This window comes from Sulfitobacter sp. HI0027 (assembly GCF_001634775.1).
Classification (GTDB): Bacteria; Pseudomonadota; Alphaproteobacteria; order Rhodobacterales; family Rhodobacteraceae; genus Sulfitobacter.
This window is the reverse complement of the sequence record NZ_LWER01000339.1, coordinates 45780-60052: the sequence shown is the minus strand read 5'-3', so window position 1 is coordinate 60052 and position 14273 is coordinate 45780. Positions and strand designations below refer to the sequence as shown.

The 14273-nt window shown below is 61.3% G+C and carries 12 protein-coding genes; 6 read left to right on the top strand and 6 right to left on the bottom strand.

Annotated features, from left to right (window positions below):
* Positions 1-767 (top strand): DUF502 domain-containing protein (locus tag A3722_RS16560; protein WP_443068787.1); only part of this gene is annotated, 767 nt, incomplete at its 5' end.
* Here the strand turns inward: A3722_RS16560 and A3722_RS16555 are convergent.
* Together A3722_RS16555 and A3722_RS16550 are read right to left on the bottom strand one after the other, a co-directional pair.
* On the bottom strand, positions 747-1781 hold the full coding sequence (locus A3722_RS16555) for a patatin-like phospholipase family protein (RefSeq protein ID WP_067628135.1): 1035 nt from the start codon (positions 1779-1781) through the stop codon (positions 747-749). The genes A3722_RS16560 and A3722_RS16555 overlap by 21 nt on opposite strands.
* A 5-nt stretch (positions 1782-1786) precedes the next feature.
* Entirely contained in the window at positions 1787-2572 is a 786-nt protein-coding gene (locus A3722_RS16550; protein ID WP_067628138.1) for a 3-hydroxybutyrate dehydrogenase, read from the bottom strand.
* Between the two features lie 401 nt (positions 2573-2973).
* On the opposite strand from A3722_RS16550, the gene A3722_RS16545 reads away from it, so the two are divergent.
* Positions 2974-4704: an extracellular solute-binding protein gene (locus A3722_RS16545; RefSeq protein WP_067628180.1), complete on the top strand. Its 1731-nt coding sequence runs from the start codon at positions 2974-2976 to the stop codon at positions 4702-4704.
* Here A3722_RS16545 and A3722_RS16540 read toward each other — a convergent pair.
* Positions 4693-5316, bottom strand: coding sequence for a helix-turn-helix domain-containing protein (locus A3722_RS16540; RefSeq protein ID WP_067628140.1), 624 nt, complete (start codon positions 5314-5316; stop codon positions 4693-4695). The genes A3722_RS16545 and A3722_RS16540 overlap by 12 nt on opposite strands.
* Before the next feature lie 102 nt (positions 5317-5418).
* Here A3722_RS16540 and A3722_RS16535 point away from each other — a divergent pair, with 102 nt between their 5' ends.
* Positions 5419-6063 (top strand): DsbA family oxidoreductase, encoded by a 645-nt coding sequence (locus A3722_RS16535; protein ID WP_067628143.1) that lies wholly within the window; start codon positions 5419-5421, stop codon positions 6061-6063.
* 148 nt (positions 6064-6211) lie between these two features.
* Positions 6212-7417 carry a multidrug effflux MFS transporter gene (locus A3722_RS16530; RefSeq protein ID WP_201722057.1) on the top strand — a complete coding sequence of 402 codons (1206 nt, stop codon included), beginning with the start codon at positions 6212-6214 and terminating at the stop codon, positions 7415-7417.
* Positions 7418-7435: 18 nt separating this feature from the next.
* Here the strand turns inward: A3722_RS16530 and mfd are convergent, their stop codons facing one another.
* Together mfd and A3722_RS16520 are read right to left on the bottom strand one after the other, a co-directional pair.
* Entirely contained in the window at positions 7436-10906 is a 3471-nt protein-coding gene (mfd, locus tag A3722_RS16525) for a transcription-repair coupling factor (protein WP_067628149.1), read from the bottom strand.
* 31 nt (positions 10907-10937) lie between these two features.
* Positions 10938-11465, bottom strand: a complete 528-nt coding sequence (locus A3722_RS16520; RefSeq protein WP_150120204.1) for a component of SufBCD complex — start codon at positions 11463-11465, stop codon at positions 10938-10940.
* Between the two features lie 119 nt (positions 11466-11584).
* On the opposite strand from A3722_RS16520, the gene hemB reads away from it, so the two are divergent.
* On the top strand, positions 11585-12589 hold the full coding sequence (gene hemB / locus A3722_RS16515; RefSeq protein ID WP_067628183.1) for a porphobilinogen synthase: 1005 nt from the start codon (positions 11585-11587) through the stop codon (positions 12587-12589).
* Positions 12590-12715: 126 nt separating this feature from the next.
* On the top strand, positions 12716-13282 hold the full coding sequence (locus A3722_RS16510; RefSeq protein WP_067628155.1) for a YSC84-related protein: 567 nt from the start codon (positions 12716-12718) through the stop codon (positions 13280-13282).
* A gap of 75 nt (positions 13283-13357) precedes the next feature.
* Here A3722_RS16510 and A3722_RS16505 read toward each other — a convergent pair whose 3' ends face one another.
* Positions 13358-14230 (bottom strand): NAD(P)-dependent oxidoreductase, encoded by an 873-nt coding sequence (locus A3722_RS16505; RefSeq protein WP_067628158.1) that lies wholly within the window; start codon positions 14228-14230, stop codon positions 13358-13360.
* Between the last annotated feature and the right edge of the window lie 43 nt (positions 14231-14273).

Sequence of the window (14273 nt, the reverse complement as noted above, 5' to 3'; positions counted from 1 at the left end):
ATGGTCAGCCCAACGGGCGCAATCCCTTTGATCCCGACCCAACGCAGGTCCGGCGCAGCCTTGTCGCAAGGCTGCGCGCGTCTTTCCTGACCGGGTTGGTTGTGATTGCGCCCGTTGGGCTGACCATCTGGCTGATCTGGAGCGTGGTCGGCTGGATCGACGGTTTCGTGCTGCCATTGGTGCCCAAAGCCTACCATCCTGACCGCCTGCTCCAAGATTTCCTTGGCCTTGACCCGTCGATGCAGTTCAATGTCCGCGGCCTTGGAGTAGTGATTTTTCTGATCTTCACCGTCATGGTCGGTTGGGCCGCGAAAGGGCTGATCGGGCGCTCGATGATCCGCTTCGCCGAAAGTCTGGTGGAACGCACCCCCGTGGTGCGGACGATCTATTCCGGCATCAAACAGATTTCCGAGACGATCTTTGCCCAGTCCGAGCGGAGCTTTGAGACCGCCTGCCTGATCGAATACCCCCGGCGCGGCATTTGGGCGCTTGGCTTTATCTCGACCGAAGCCAAGGGAGAGGTCTTGGCCCGCACAAACGCAGGGGGCGAGATGCTCTCGGTCTTTCTGCCGACGACGCCGAATCCGACCTCAGGCTTTTTGCTCTTCCTGCCGCGCGAGGATGTCATCGAGCTCGACATGAGCGTCGAAGACGCGGCGAAGCTGGTGATCTCTGCCGGGCTGGTCTATCCGCCGCGCCCCGGTGCCGATCTGCCCGAGGCGCTGGCGCTGTCAGACCCCGAAAACTCAGCCGAACATCGCGGGTAGATCGACGCTGCTGCGTTGGTTCAGATCATCAAAGTGGTCCGTCAAGAACTGATCCGCCGCCGCCACACCCGCCTCATGCAGCGCCCTGATCACGGCTGGGTTCGGCATCAGCTTGGTGGCCACCGAAAGCTGCGCCATCAGGGCGTCATCGGCGATCATATGCATGTGGACCCGCTTCATCCGCCCCTCTGGCAGGGTGCCATCCGCAATCAGCCGCTGCACAAAATCAATCGCGCGCATCTCCCGCAAGAGGCTGGAATTAAAGCTGATTTCATTGATCCGGTTCTGGATTTGCTGGGGCGTTGTCGGCAGATCTTCACGCTCTAGCGGGTTGATGTTCACCACCACGATGTCTTCGGGCAGGTCATCGCGGAACAGCGGAAACAGCGCCGGGTTGCCAGTGTAACCGCCATCCCAAAACGCTTCGCGTTGGCCGGTCTGAGCGTCGTCAATCTCAATCGCCTTAAATATCGTCGGCAGACAGGCCGAGGCCAGCAGCGCGGCAGGGCCGATCTCATCTCCCTCGAACACTCTGATCTTGCCGTTGCGCACCCGTGTGGCGCAGACAAAGAAAAACGGCGGCTTATGCGCGCCCACCTTGCCATAGTCGAACCGCGCCACGACATCTTCGAGCGGATTGCGATAGAACGGGCCGTAGGCATAGGGCGACACGACCCGCGTCAGCGAGTCTGAGATCGCCATGGGCATGGAATATTCCATCGCCTGACTGAGCTTATCCAACCCAAAAGGCGCCAGCCAATGCGACAGCCGCAGGTCGGAAATGCCCGACACCTGCGTCCAGAGCCAATCAAGGTTCTCACGCGCACCCTCGCGCCCGCCCGAGATCATGCCCGATTTCAGCGCCGCGCCATTCAGCGCCCCGGCAGACGTGCCGGAGATGCCGCAGATCTCAAGATCGTCCTGTTGCAACAGCCGATCCAACACTCCCCAAGTGAAAGCGCCATGCGCGCCGCCCCCTTGGAGGGCGAGGTTAATGCGTTTTTTGACCGCCACGGCGCTTACAACGCTGTCCAGCCGCCATCGACGCTGATGGTCGTGCCGGTGATCTGGGCCGCCGCGTCAGAGCAGAGAAACGTCGCCGTGCCGCCCATCTGCTCGACCGTGGCAAATTCACGCGAAGGCTGGCGCGTGAGCATGACCTGCTCGATCACCTCCTCGCGGCTCATGTCGTATTCCTTCATCGTGTCGGGGATCTGTTTTTCGACGATGGGGGTCAGCACATAACCCGGGCAAATCGCGTTGCAGGTGATTGGCTCCTTCGCCGTTTCCAGCGCGGTGGTCTTGCTGAGGCCCACAATCCCATGTTTCGCGGCGATATAGGCTGATTTATAGGGCGAGGCCGTCAGGCCATGCGCCGAGGCGATGTTGATCACGCGGCCCCAGCCTGCTTTGCGCATCATCGGCAGCGCTTCGGCAGTGGTGTGAAAGGCCGACGAAAGGTTGATTGCGATAATCGCATCCCATTTCTCGGCCGGAAACTCAGGGATCGGAGCGACATGTTGGATGCCTGCGTTATTCACCAGAATGTCGCAAGACCCGGCTTCGGCGATCAAACGCCGACACTCCGCCCCCTTTGACATATCGGCCTTGATGTACCGGGCGGTTACGTTGCATTCCTCGGCCATCTTCTGCGCCAAGGCATGATCCGCCTCGTCATCGGTAAAAGAGTTCAACACGATATCGGCCCCGGCACGCGCCAATTCCCAGGCGATGCCCAGTCCGATTCCAGAATTCGATCCGGTGATGACGGCTGTCTTGCCGGACAGGTCGATGGTGAAAGCCATGGCGCGTCTCCTTGTTCATGCTGCGACTGCATCATGTACTGCGACGGCGGCAAAGGGAAAGGGTTTGCGCGCGAAACCGCCAAGGAAGGGAGGCGGCAAGCAATAGGCCAAAAAAAACGCCCGCACGAGGCGGGCGTAAGTTATTGAGGCAGGTTTCATACAGGCAAGAAACCTATCGAGCAGTGACCTCTGTATACGCCTACTACGGTCACAATCCAAGCTAAAAGTTTGATAAGGCGGGAATCCGCGGGTATGGATTAACTCCAACAAAATAAGGGCAGATCGTGATTGTTTCAAAAATGAGCTGGGATTTTTTCTCGACAGGCCGGGGCGTTGCGGCCCTTTCTTCACTGATTCTGCTCTCTGGCGGGGCCTTGGCGGCCCCTCAGCATGGAATCGCCATGTACGGCGACCCAGCCCTGCCCGCCGATTTTGCCGCCCTGCCTTATGTAAATCCCGATGCCCCCAAGGGGGGCGAGATCGTTTTGGGCAATACCGGGGGATTCGACAGCCTTAACCCCTTCGTCCGTAGAGGCACCGCGCCTTGGCAGCTGCCGCATTTCACCCATGAGACTTTGATGGGGCGATCATGGGACGAACCCTTTGCGCTTTATGGGCTGCTGGCCGAGACGATCGAAGTGCCCGATGACCGTTCGTGGGTTGAGTTCACCCTGCGCGAAGAGGCGCGGTTTTCCGATGGCAGCCCGGTCACGGTCGAGGATGTGATCTTTTCTTTCGATCTGCTGGGCACTGAGGGCCACCCCCGCTACCACGGGCTGCGCCAACAGATTGAAAGCATCGAACAGACCGGTCCGCGCAGCCTGCGGATGACCTTTGACAGCGACAACCGTGAGCTTGCCCTGCTCGCCGGGATGCGCCCCATCCTCAGCAAAGCGCAGTGGGAAGGACAGGACTTCGCCAATGCCTCTTTGACCGAAATACCACTAGGAACTGGCCCTTACGTCATCAGCGACTATCAAGCGGGCCGCCACGTGACGCTGACGCGCAATCCTGACTACTGGGGGGCCGATGTACCCTTCCGCCGCGGCACGCATAATTACGATGAGGTCAAGATCGACTTCTACGGCGATGCCAATGTGTTGTTCGAGGCATTTAAAGCCGGCCAAATCTCAGCCGTGCGTGAATTCAACGCCGAGACTTGGGCCACGCAATACGACTTCCCGGCGATCAGTCGGGGCGAGGTGGTGAAATCCAGCTTTCCGCACAGCAAACCCTCGGGCATGACGGGCTTTGTGATGAATTCCCGCCGCGCGCCCTTTGACGATTGGCGGGTGCGCGACGCGCTGATCTCGGCCTTTAACTTTGAGTATATCAACGAGACGCTGACCGGCGGTGCCCTGCCCCGGATCACCTCCTATTTCTCAAACTCCGACCTTGCCATGCGCGATGGCCCGGCGACGGGCCGGGTCTTTGACCTGCTGGCCGATTACGCCGACACGCTGCCGCCGGGCACGGTGGATGGCTATCGGCTGCCGGTGGCCGATGGCTCTGTCCGCAACCGCTCGGGCATTCGTGCCGCGATGCAGCAGCTTAATGCCGCAGGCTATCAGGCCGAAGGCGGCGTCATGCGCCGGGCGGATGGCACGCCGCTTACATTCTCCATTCTTCTGTCGAAGGGCAGCCGTGAAAACCTAGCGATTGCAGAGCTTTACACGCAGGCGCTAAAGCGGCTCGGGATCACAGCGCAGATTGAAACGGTTGATGACGCGCAATTCGTGGCGCGTCAGAACGAATATGACTTCGACATGACCTTCTTCCGCCGCGCCCTATCGCTCAGCCCCGGCACGGAGCAGCGGTTTTATTGGGGGTCGGAGGCTGCCGACCTGCCCGGCACGCGCAACCTGATGGGCGTGCGCTCTCCGGCGGTGGATGCGATGATCAACCAGATGCTGCAGGCCCGCGAGACAGCGGATTTCGTCGCCGCCACCCGCGCGCTCGACCGTATCCTGACCGCCGGGCGCTATGTCATTCCGTTCTGGCAGTTCGACGAGGGGCTGATCGCCCATGACGCCCGCATGGCTTACCCAGACACGATCCCGCTATATGGCGACGGGCCGAACTTCATGCCCGAAGTCTGGTGGTGGAAACCGGCAGAGAATTCAGACCAGTGAGGTCACCCAGAGGATCGTCGCATCCTCATCGCTGAGCGAGACGACATTGTGCCCCATGGTGGCGTCGTAATAGGCGCTATCGCCCCGGCGCATGTCGACGGGTTCGTAGAACTCGGTAAAAAGCCGCACCATGCCGGTCAGCACATAGAGGAATTCCTCCCCGTCATGGCGCACCCAGCCGTCGAATTCCTCCATCCGGCGCGCGCGGATGCGGGCGCGGTAGGGCAGCATCTGTTTCTTGCGCAGGGCGTCGGCCAGCAGAACATGCTCATAGGTGCCGGTGGCCTTGGCCGCGCCCTCTTCGGCGCGGGTCACGGCCATGCGGCCAGTGATCTTTTCCCCCGCAGGCGGGGTGAACAACTGCGGCACCGTGATCTCCAACCCCACGGCGAGCTTTTTCAGCGCGTCATAGGTGGGCGACATCAGCCCGTTTTCGATCTTGCTAAGGGTTGAGCGCGCCAGCCCGGCCTGCCGCGCCGCCTGCTCCAACGTCCAGTTGCGCGCCTTGCGCAGCTCGCGCACCCGCGCACCAAGGTCGACCGGCGGGGCGGTCTCGTTCGCGCCGCTTTCGCGGGCGATCTGGATCATGGAACGGGGCGGCGTGTCTGTCATGGACCTGCTATAGCCGCGCCCAAAGGCGCTTGCAACGCTGCCCGCTTGCGATACCCGCCCCGGCCCGCTATGCCCGTTGCGCAGCAACAGATGGGGTTTACCATGGCCGAAGCGATCAAACTCGATATCATGTCAGACCCGATCTGCCCATGGTGCTATATCGGCAAGGCGCATCTGGACCGCGCCTTGCAGGATCACCCCAACCATCCTTTCGCAATTGAATGGCACCCGTTCCAGCTGAACCCCGAGATGCCGCGCGAGGGCATGGACCGTCGCGCCTATCTAGAAGGCAAGTTCGGCGGCAAAGAGGGCGCCGTACGCGCCTATGCACCGGTCGTGGAACATGCCGAAAAGGCCGGTCTGAACATCAACTTCGAGGCCATGCAGCGCACGCCCAACACGCTGGACGCGCACCGTCTGATCCATTGGGCCGGGATCGAAGGCCGCCAAACCGCCGCCGTCTCCGCGCTTTTCAAAGCCTATTTCGTCGAGGCCCGCGACATAGGCGATGCCGAAGTGCTGGCCGATATCGCCGATAGCATTGAGATGGACGCCGCCGTGGTCACCCGCTTGCTGAAATCCGATGTCGACGCGCAGGACATTCGCGACCGCGATGCCCATAGCCGCAAGATGGGGGTGAACTCGGTCCCCACTTTCATCATCGCCAATGCCCATGCCGTGCCCGGTGCACAGCCGCCCGAGCTATGGGCGCAGGTCATTGCCGATCTGACCAAACAGCAGAGCTAAACAGGGCGGCAATCATTGCCAAGTTAAGCGTTCTCAATTATCGAGAGCGCAACCACAAGTTATTCCCTGAAGCCTGCCCAGACGGATCCGCCGTTCGGGACAATCGCCGGAGCGCGCGTTCGTGACCACCGAAAATCCAAAATTCTCCATGGGGCGGATCGAATTCGTCGCCCTCATCGCGATGATGACCGCGACCATCGCCTTTTCCATTGATGCGATGCTGCCCGCCCTGCCCGAGATCGCGGCAGAACTCTCGCCCGAGATCGCCCACCGCGCCCCGCTGATCCTCACGTCCTTCGTGCTGGGCATGGGGTTGGGCACGTTCTTTAGCGGGCCGTTGTCGGATGCATTCGGGCGGCGCAACGTGGTCTTTGGCGGCGCAGCACTTTATTCGGTGTCGGCCTTCGTGGCATGGATGAGCAACTCACTGGAAGTCATGCTCGTGGCCCGTATCTTTCAGGGGTTCGGCGCTTCTGGTCCCCGCGTGGTGGCCGTGGCGATCATTCGTGACCTCTATGCCGGGCGCGAGATGGCGCGGATCATGTCGGTGGTGATGATGGTCTTCGCACTGGTGCCCGCCATGGCACCCATGTTGGGCGCGGGGATCATTCACACGGCGGGCTGGCGGGCGATCTTCATCGCTTTCATGGCGTTTTCAATCATCTCAGTAGTTTGGATGGGCCTGCGCCTGCCCGAAACATTGCCGCCGGAAAACCGTCGCCCCCTGCGCGCGCGGCTGATCATCGGCGCAGTGCGCGAATTGGTCGGCCACCGCACGGTGCGCCTGTCGATCCTCGTGCAATCGCTGGCCTTGGCGATGCTATTTTCGATGATCATGCTGGTGCAGCCGATTTATGACACCGTCTATGGCCGGGGCGAAAGCTTCCCGCTCTGGTTCGGCGGTATCGCCGTCGTGGCGGCCAGCGCCAGCCTGATCAATGCGCTGCTGGTCGTGCGCTATGGCATGCGCCGATTGGTGAGCATCGCCTTTGGCTTTCAAATCGTGCTGTCAGGAGCCATGTATTTCCTGAACCTTGGCGCCCTGCCCGACCCTTACGGCTTTGCCGCCTTTGTGTTCTTCCAAACCTGCCTGTTCTTCCAAGCGGGACTGACGCTGGGCAACCTCAATGCCATTGCGATGGAGCCGATGGGCCATATCGCGGGCATGGCCGCCTCGGTCGTGGGGGCGATTTCAACTGTGCTGGCCGCGCTCATCGCCTCGCCCGTGGGGTTGATGTTCGACGGCACGACCAAGCCATTGGCGCTGGCGATGCTGCTCATGGCCTGCGGAGCTTACGCTCTGATGCTCTATATGGGGCGGATGGAAAACCGACAGCCGGCGGCGGCGGAATAACCGCCGCCCTTTCGGGGCTTAGCCCTTTGCCTTAGCCTTTTTTGCGGTCTTTTCTTTTGCGATCACATGTTCGGCCAAATCGCGTGCGATGGCAAAGGCGCCTTTGATCTTATCGGCATCCGTCTTCCAATCCCGGCGCACGACGATCTTGTTGTCCTTGACCTTGGCCAGCCCACGCTGGTCTTGAATGAACTGCACCAGCCCCTCGGGCGAGGCGAATTTGTCATTGTGGAACTGGATCGTCGCGCCCTTCGGCCCACCATCGAGCTTGGCGATCCCGGCGCGCTTGCACATCGCCTTGATCCGCACCACCAGCATGAGGGTGTTCACCTCTTTTGGCAGCTTGCCAAACCGGTCGATCAATTCAGCGGCAAAGCCTTCGAGTTCCACTTTGGTCGATAGCTCACTCAGGCGGCGGTAGAGGCCAAGACGCACATCAAGGTCAGGCACGTAATCCTCAGGAATGAGCACCGGCACGCCGAGGTTGATCTGCGGCGCCCATTGTTCGTCGGCCTCGCTAAGGCCCTCCATCTCGCCTGCCTTGATCTTGGCGATCGCCTCTTCCAGCATGGACTGGTAAAGCTCAAAGCCCACATCGCGCATCTGGCCGGATTGCTCTTCGCCGAGCAGGTTGCCCGCCCCGCGAATATCAAGGTCTTGGCTGGCCAAGGTGAAGCCCGCGCCGAGCGTATCAAGGCTGCCCAATACCCGCAGACGTTTCTGCGCCGTATCCGTCAGCTTCGCGCGCGGCTTGGTGGTCAGATAGGCATAGGCACGGGTTTTCGAGCGGCCCACGCGGCCCCTGATTTGATACAGTTGCGCAAGACCGAACATATCGGCGCGGTGCACGACCATGGTGTTGGCCGTAGGAATGTCGAGGCCGGATTCGACGATCGTCGTCGCCAGCAGAATGTCGAATTTGCCATCATAAAAGGCGTTCATCCGGTCATCCAACTCCCCCGGTGCCATCTGACCGTGGGCGACGACGTATGAGAGTTCCGGCAGCTGCGCCTGAAGGAAATCTTCGATCTCACGCAGATCGCTCAGGCGGGGCACCACATAGAAACTCTGCCCGCCCCGATAATGCTCACGCAGCAGCGCCTCGCGGATGGTAACCGCGTCGAACTCGCTCACATAGGTGCGGATTGAGAGGCGGTCGACGGGCGGCGTGCCGATGATTGACAGATCGCGCACGCCCGTCAGCGACAGTTGCAACGTGCGGGGAATCGGTGTGGCGGTCAGGGTCAGCACGTGGATATCGGTGCGCAGGGACTTCAGCCGTTCCTTGTGGGTCACGCCGAAATGCTGCTCTTCGTCGATCACCAGCAAGCCGAGGTCTTTGAACCGGATGCCTTTGGCCAGCAGCGCATGGGTGCCGATGACGATATCGACCGTTCCCTTAGCCATCCCATCGCGCGTCGCCGCAGCCTCTTTGGCCGAGACAAAGCGGCTGAGTTGGCGCACTTCGATCGGGAAGCCGCGAAAGCGTTCGGCAAAGCTCTTGTAGTGCTGCCGGGCGAGCAGTGTCGTCGGCGCGATCACCGCCACCTGAACACCCGACATCGCCGCGACAAAGGCCGCGCGCATCGCAACTTCGGTTTTCCCAAAGCCCACATCGCCGCAAACCAGACGGTCCATCGGATTGCCGCTGGTCAGATCATCCACCACATCGGCAATGGCGCGCAGCTGGTCGTCGGTCTCCGTATAGGGAAAACGGGCTGAGAAGGCATCCCACATGCCCGGTGGCGGGTCGAGGACCGGCGCTTTGCGCAGCGCGCGTTCGGCCGCTATGCGGATGAGCTTGTCCGCCATCTCGCGGATACGCTCTTTGAGCTTGGCTTTCTTGGACTGCCACGCCCCGCCGCCGAGCTTGTCCAGCAGCCCTTCGTCATGGCCGTAGCGCGACAGCAATTCGATATTCTCTACCGGCAGGTAAAGCTTTGATTGTTCGGCATATTCCAAAACGAGACATTCATGGGCAGCACCTGCGGCGGTGACCACCTCCATTCCGTGATAGCGCCCAATGCCGTGATCGACATGAACCACCAAATCGCCGGGGCTGAGGCTTTGGGCTTCGGTCAGGAAATTCTCGGCCCGACGTTTGCGTTTCGGGGCGCGGATCAACCGGTCCCCCAGCACGTCCTGCTCGGAAATCACCGTCATGCCCGGCGCCTCGAACCCGTGTTCCAGCGCCCAGACCGCCAGATGCAGCCCGCGTTTTCCGATGCGGGTGGCGTCCATCACCGGGATCGCCTCGGCCAGACCTTCGTCTTCGATGAGCCCAGTCAGGCGTTCGCGCGCGCCTTCGGAGTAGCTGGCGATCAACACCGGACCAACTTCAAGCTTTGCTTTAATATGCGCAGCCAATGCCCCGAAAAGACTGACAGATTCCTGCTGGCGCTCGGGGGAGAAATTGCGCCCGAGCCGGGCCCCTGCGTCCAGCACCCCCGGCCCCGTGGGCTGTGGCAGCGGGTTAAATTGTATCACCCGATGATCCAGCAGCGCTTGGGTCCATGCATCATCGGTCAGGTACAGCCCCTCGGGCGGCGCGGGTTTATAGACGCTGTCCATCTTAGAGCGCGTCTTCATCGCCAGTTTGCGCGTCTCATATTGGTCGGCGATGGTCTCCCATCGGGCAAGACGCATCGGCGTCAGTTGATCGTCCAGCGTAATCGTGGCTTTGGGCAAATAGTCAAAGAGCGTTTCCAGGTTGTCGTGGAAAAACGCCAGCCAATGTTCCGCGCCTTGATGTTTGCGGCCTGCGCTGATCGCCTCGTAGAGCGGATCATCGGTGCCCGCTGCGCCGAATTCGATGCGGTAGTTCTGCCGGAAACGGGTGATCGCCGCGTCGTCAAGGATGACCTCGCTGACCGGGGCAAGCTCCACCAGATCAAGCTTTTCCGTGGTGCGCTGCGTGGCCGGATCAAACCGCCGCGCCCCGTCCAGCACGTCCCCGAAAAGATCAAGCCGCACCGGGCCAAGGTCGCCGGGCGGGTAGATGTCGATGATCCCGCCGCGCACGGCGTAGTCGCCCGGCTCCATAACCGTGGGGCTTTGCACAAAGCCCATGCGCACCAGAAAGGCGCGCAGGGCTTTTTCGTCGATCCGGCTGCCCACGCGCGCTGCAAAGGCCGCGTCACGCAGGGTCTCGCGTGCGGGGATACGTTGGCTGGCCGCGTTCAGCGTCGTCAGCAGAACGAACTGCTGGGGCATCCCATGCACCAGCGCGGCCAGTGTCGCCATCCGCTGCGCCGAGATATCGGCGTTGGGCGATACGCGGTCATAGGGCAGACAATCCCAGCTTGGGAAGGTGACGACCGGCATGTCGGGCGCGTAAAACCGCAAAGCGGCCTGCATCGCCGCCATGCGTTTGTCATCGCGCGCCACATGGACCACCGGCTGGCCGCCCTTGGCGATTTCATCAAGAATGGCGCGGGCATCATAGCCTTCGGGAACGCCAGAGAGGGTGATATTGCGCGGATCGTTCATCGGGTCTCAATTGGGCCTCATGGGGGGCCTGTCAACCCGCCAGCGGGCCAATGCTTAGATTTTGATACATTCCCCAAAGGGCGGTTACGAAGATCGAGAACATGCCGATGATCTGGGTATAAAGCCGGTGCCGCATCAGGCGCCGCTGCAACACGTCGCCGGTGGAGCCTTCGATGCGGATAAGCCGCGCGGTCGACAGGCTCAGCAGCCCGACCAGCGACATGGGGAACCCCAGCAGCAGCAGGGCCTGGGCGAATTCGATGGCATAGACGAACCCCAAAAGCACCAGAGAGGTCAGCACGAAAAAACCCAGCCCCAAAAGCCAAAGCCCCGAGACCTGCGAGATATAGAGCAGCCGGTTCACGTTGATCCGCACGATGTCTTCGAGATCGGCCTGCGCCTCGCCCCCATAACGTCGGGCACGCAGCACCATGTCAAAGGGCACGCCCAGCACCCAATGGCTTGCGGTCGACCACATCACAGCCAGCGCGATCCAGAACCAAAGGTTCGAGAAAGAGCGCATGTCAATCATTTCGAAAAGGGTCTGGTACCAGTCCAAGGCGTGCTCGTCCGAAATTTAAGTTCGCATCTCTTAGCGGTCCGGCGCGACAATTCATAGGGTTGAGGCGTTCAAAAATACATGGCAAGCCCATGCCAAGCCATTCTGAGGTAATTTTGATGCAACCCGTCCACGCCCCCTTCCCCGCCACACGCTTGCGCCGCACCCGTGCCAACGCCGGTATTCGCGCGCTGGTCCGCGAGAATGACCTGCATCTGGGCGATCTGATCTGGCCGGTTTTCGTGCGCGAAGGCGAAGGCGTGGAAGAACCGATCCCCTCCATGCCCGGGGTCATGCGCCGCTCGGTCGACACGCTGGTCGCGGCGGTGCGCGAGGCGGCGGATCTCGGCATCGGTACGGTCTGTGTCTTTCCCTATACCGGCCCCGAGGACCGGACCGAGGATTGCGCCCGCGCCTGGGATCCGCAAAACGCGACCAACCGCGCCATCGCGGCGATCAAAGAGGCCATGCCGCAGATGGTGGTGATGACCGATGTGGCGCTGGACACCTATAACATCAACGGCCACGATGGTTTTGTCGAAGATGGCATCATCGTGAATGACCGCACGGTTGAGGCGCTGGTTAAGATGGCGCTGGCCCAAGCCGAAGCCGGTGCCGATATCATCGGACCGTCGGACATGATGGACGGGCGCATCGGCGCGATCCGCGACGCTCTTGAGCAGGCCGGGCATCATGACGTGATGATCCTGAGCTATGCCGCCAAATACGCCAGCGCCTTTTACGGCCCGTTCCGCGATGCGGTGGGTGCCTCCTCGGCACTCACAGGCGACAAGAAGACCTATCAAATGGATCCCGCCAACAGCGACGAAGCCCTGCGGCTGGTGGCGCGCGACCTGTCGGAAGGCGCGGATATGGTCATGGTCAAACCCGGCATGCCTTACCTTGATATCTGCCGCCGTGTGAAAGACGCCTTTGGCGCGCCGACCTTTGCCTATCAGGTCTCGGGAGAATACAGCATGATCCGGGGCGCGGCGGACCAAGGGTGGATCGACGGCGAACGCGCAATGATGGAGAGCCTTTTGGCCTTTAAGCGCGCAGGTTGTGATGGGGTGCTCACCTACTTTGCCCCCGATGTTGCCCGGCTTTTGGCCAAAAGCGCGTGACCTGAGGGCGTAAATCTGCGCAAAGGGTCTAACCGACATGACAAAGCGCGTGATTATGCGTAATCTCGCGCATAAGTCGGGAAAACCGGCAGCAGGCAACCGATCTTGAACATACAGGCAGAAAAGATGAGCAATCAGACATATAACCGGCGCTTTGTGACTTTGGGTGCCCTTACGGCGCTTGGCGCAACCGCGGCTTGCGGCAACGGCGTTGGCGGACGGGGCGGCGCCATGATCGACGCGCGCGTCGATGCGACCCTGGCCGAAATGTACCGCGGCTATCCCAACACCCGGCAGTTGGCCGAAAAAGCCAATGGCATGCTGGTCATGCCGCTGGTGACCGAAGCGGGCCTTGGCTTTGGCGGCGCTTACGGGCGCGGCGCGTTGCGCGTCAACGACGTGACGGTGGACTACTATTCGGTGACCAAGGCATCGGGCGGTTTGCAGATTGGCGCGCAGCAATATGCGCATGTGCTGTTCTTCATGACCGAGCCCGCGCTGCGCGAATTCCGCAGCTCGCCGGGTTGGGCGGCTGGCGCCGGTCTGGAGTATGTGATCTCCGACAAGGGCGACAGCGTGAGCGCCGACACAACCACCGTCATGGCCCCCGTTCTCGCAGCGGTCTTTGGGCGCGCGGGGCTGCGGATCGGCGCGACGCTGGAAGGCACGAAATACACGCGGATCATCCCCTAACGCAGGGTCGACCGATGGTCTTTGAAGGGCAGCGCCAGTTTCATCCTGCGCCGCCCTTTTCTTTTGCAAACAGCCTTAGCCCATGGCGCGCAGGCGTTTGATCAGGCTCGATGTATCCCAACGCCCGCCGCCCTGCTTTTGCACATCCTTGTAAAACTGATCGACCAGTGCCGTGACCGGCAGGCTGGCCCCTGTCTCATCCGCCGTATCCAGACAGATGCCGAGATCCTTGCGCATCCAATCCACCGCAAAGCCGTGCTCGAACTTGTCGTCGAGCATGGTTTCATAGCGGTTTTCCATTTGCCACGAGCCTGCCGCGCCTTGGCTGATGACCTCAACCACCGCGCGGCCATCGAGGCCCGCCTTCTCGGCGAAATGCAGCGCCTCAGAGAGGCCCTGCACCAGCCCGGCGATGGCGATCTGGTTGCACATCTTGGTCATCTGGCCCGCCCCGCTTTCGCCGATGCGGCGGCAAATCTTGGAATAGACCTCCATGATCGGGAGCGCCCGGTCAAAGGCGCCCTCATCTCCGCCGCACATGATCGACAATTGGCCGTTTTCCGCTCCTGCCTGACCACCCGAAATCGGCGCGTCGACAAAGCTCACCTGTGCGTCATCGGCAGCGGCGTAAAGTTCGCGCGTGACGGCCGCTGAAACGGTCGTGTGATCGACAAAGATCGCCCCCGCCGTCATGCCGCCAAAGGCCCCGTCCTCTCCCAGACAGACCGAGCGCAGGTCATCGTCATTGCCCACGCAGGCGATCACGAAATCCGCATCCTTTGCCGCCGCGCGCGGGGTCTTGGCCATGGCGCCGCCATAGGTTTTAACCCAGTCTTCGGCCTTGGCTTCGGTGCGGTTGTAGACGGTTACCTCGTGGCCGGCCTTTTGCAGATGCCCCGCCATCGGAGCCCCCATGACCCCCAGTCCCAAAAACGCGAGCTTTGCCATGTGCTTTTCCTTATCATTCAGTTGCGTTATTCCCTGTCACAAC

Excerpts from the sequence above, each read along its gene's own strand:
- A3722_RS16550 (WP_067628138.1), bottom strand. The coding sequence starts at position 2,572 with ATGGCTTTCACCATCGACCTGTCCGGCAAGACAGCCGTCATCACCGGA.
- A3722_RS16545 (WP_067628180.1), top strand. The coding sequence starts at position 2,974 with ATGTACGGCGACCCAGCCCTGCCCGCCGATTTTGCCGCCCTGCCTTAT.
- A3722_RS16540 (WP_067628140.1), bottom strand. The coding sequence starts at position 5,316 with ATGACAGACACGCCGCCCCGTTCCATGATCCAGATCGCCCGCGAAAGC.
- A3722_RS16535 (WP_067628143.1), top strand. The coding sequence starts at position 5,419 with ATGGCCGAAGCGATCAAACTCGATATCATGTCAGACCCGATCTGCCCA.
- A3722_RS16530 (WP_201722057.1), top strand. The coding sequence starts at position 6,212 with ATGGGGCGGATCGAATTCGTCGCCCTCATCGCGATGATGACCGCGACC.
- mfd (WP_067628149.1), bottom strand. The coding sequence starts at position 10,906 with ATGAACGATCCGCGCAATATCACCCTCTCTGGCGTTCCCGAAGGCTAT.
- hemB (WP_067628183.1), top strand. The coding sequence starts at position 11,585 with ATGCAACCCGTCCACGCCCCCTTCCCCGCCACACGCTTGCGCCGCACC.
- A3722_RS16510 (WP_067628155.1), top strand. The coding sequence starts at position 12,716 with ATGAGCAATCAGACATATAACCGGCGCTTTGTGACTTTGGGTGCCCTT.
- A3722_RS16505 (WP_067628158.1), bottom strand. The coding sequence starts at position 14,230 with ATGGCAAAGCTCGCGTTTTTGGGACTGGGGGTCATGGGGGCTCCGATG.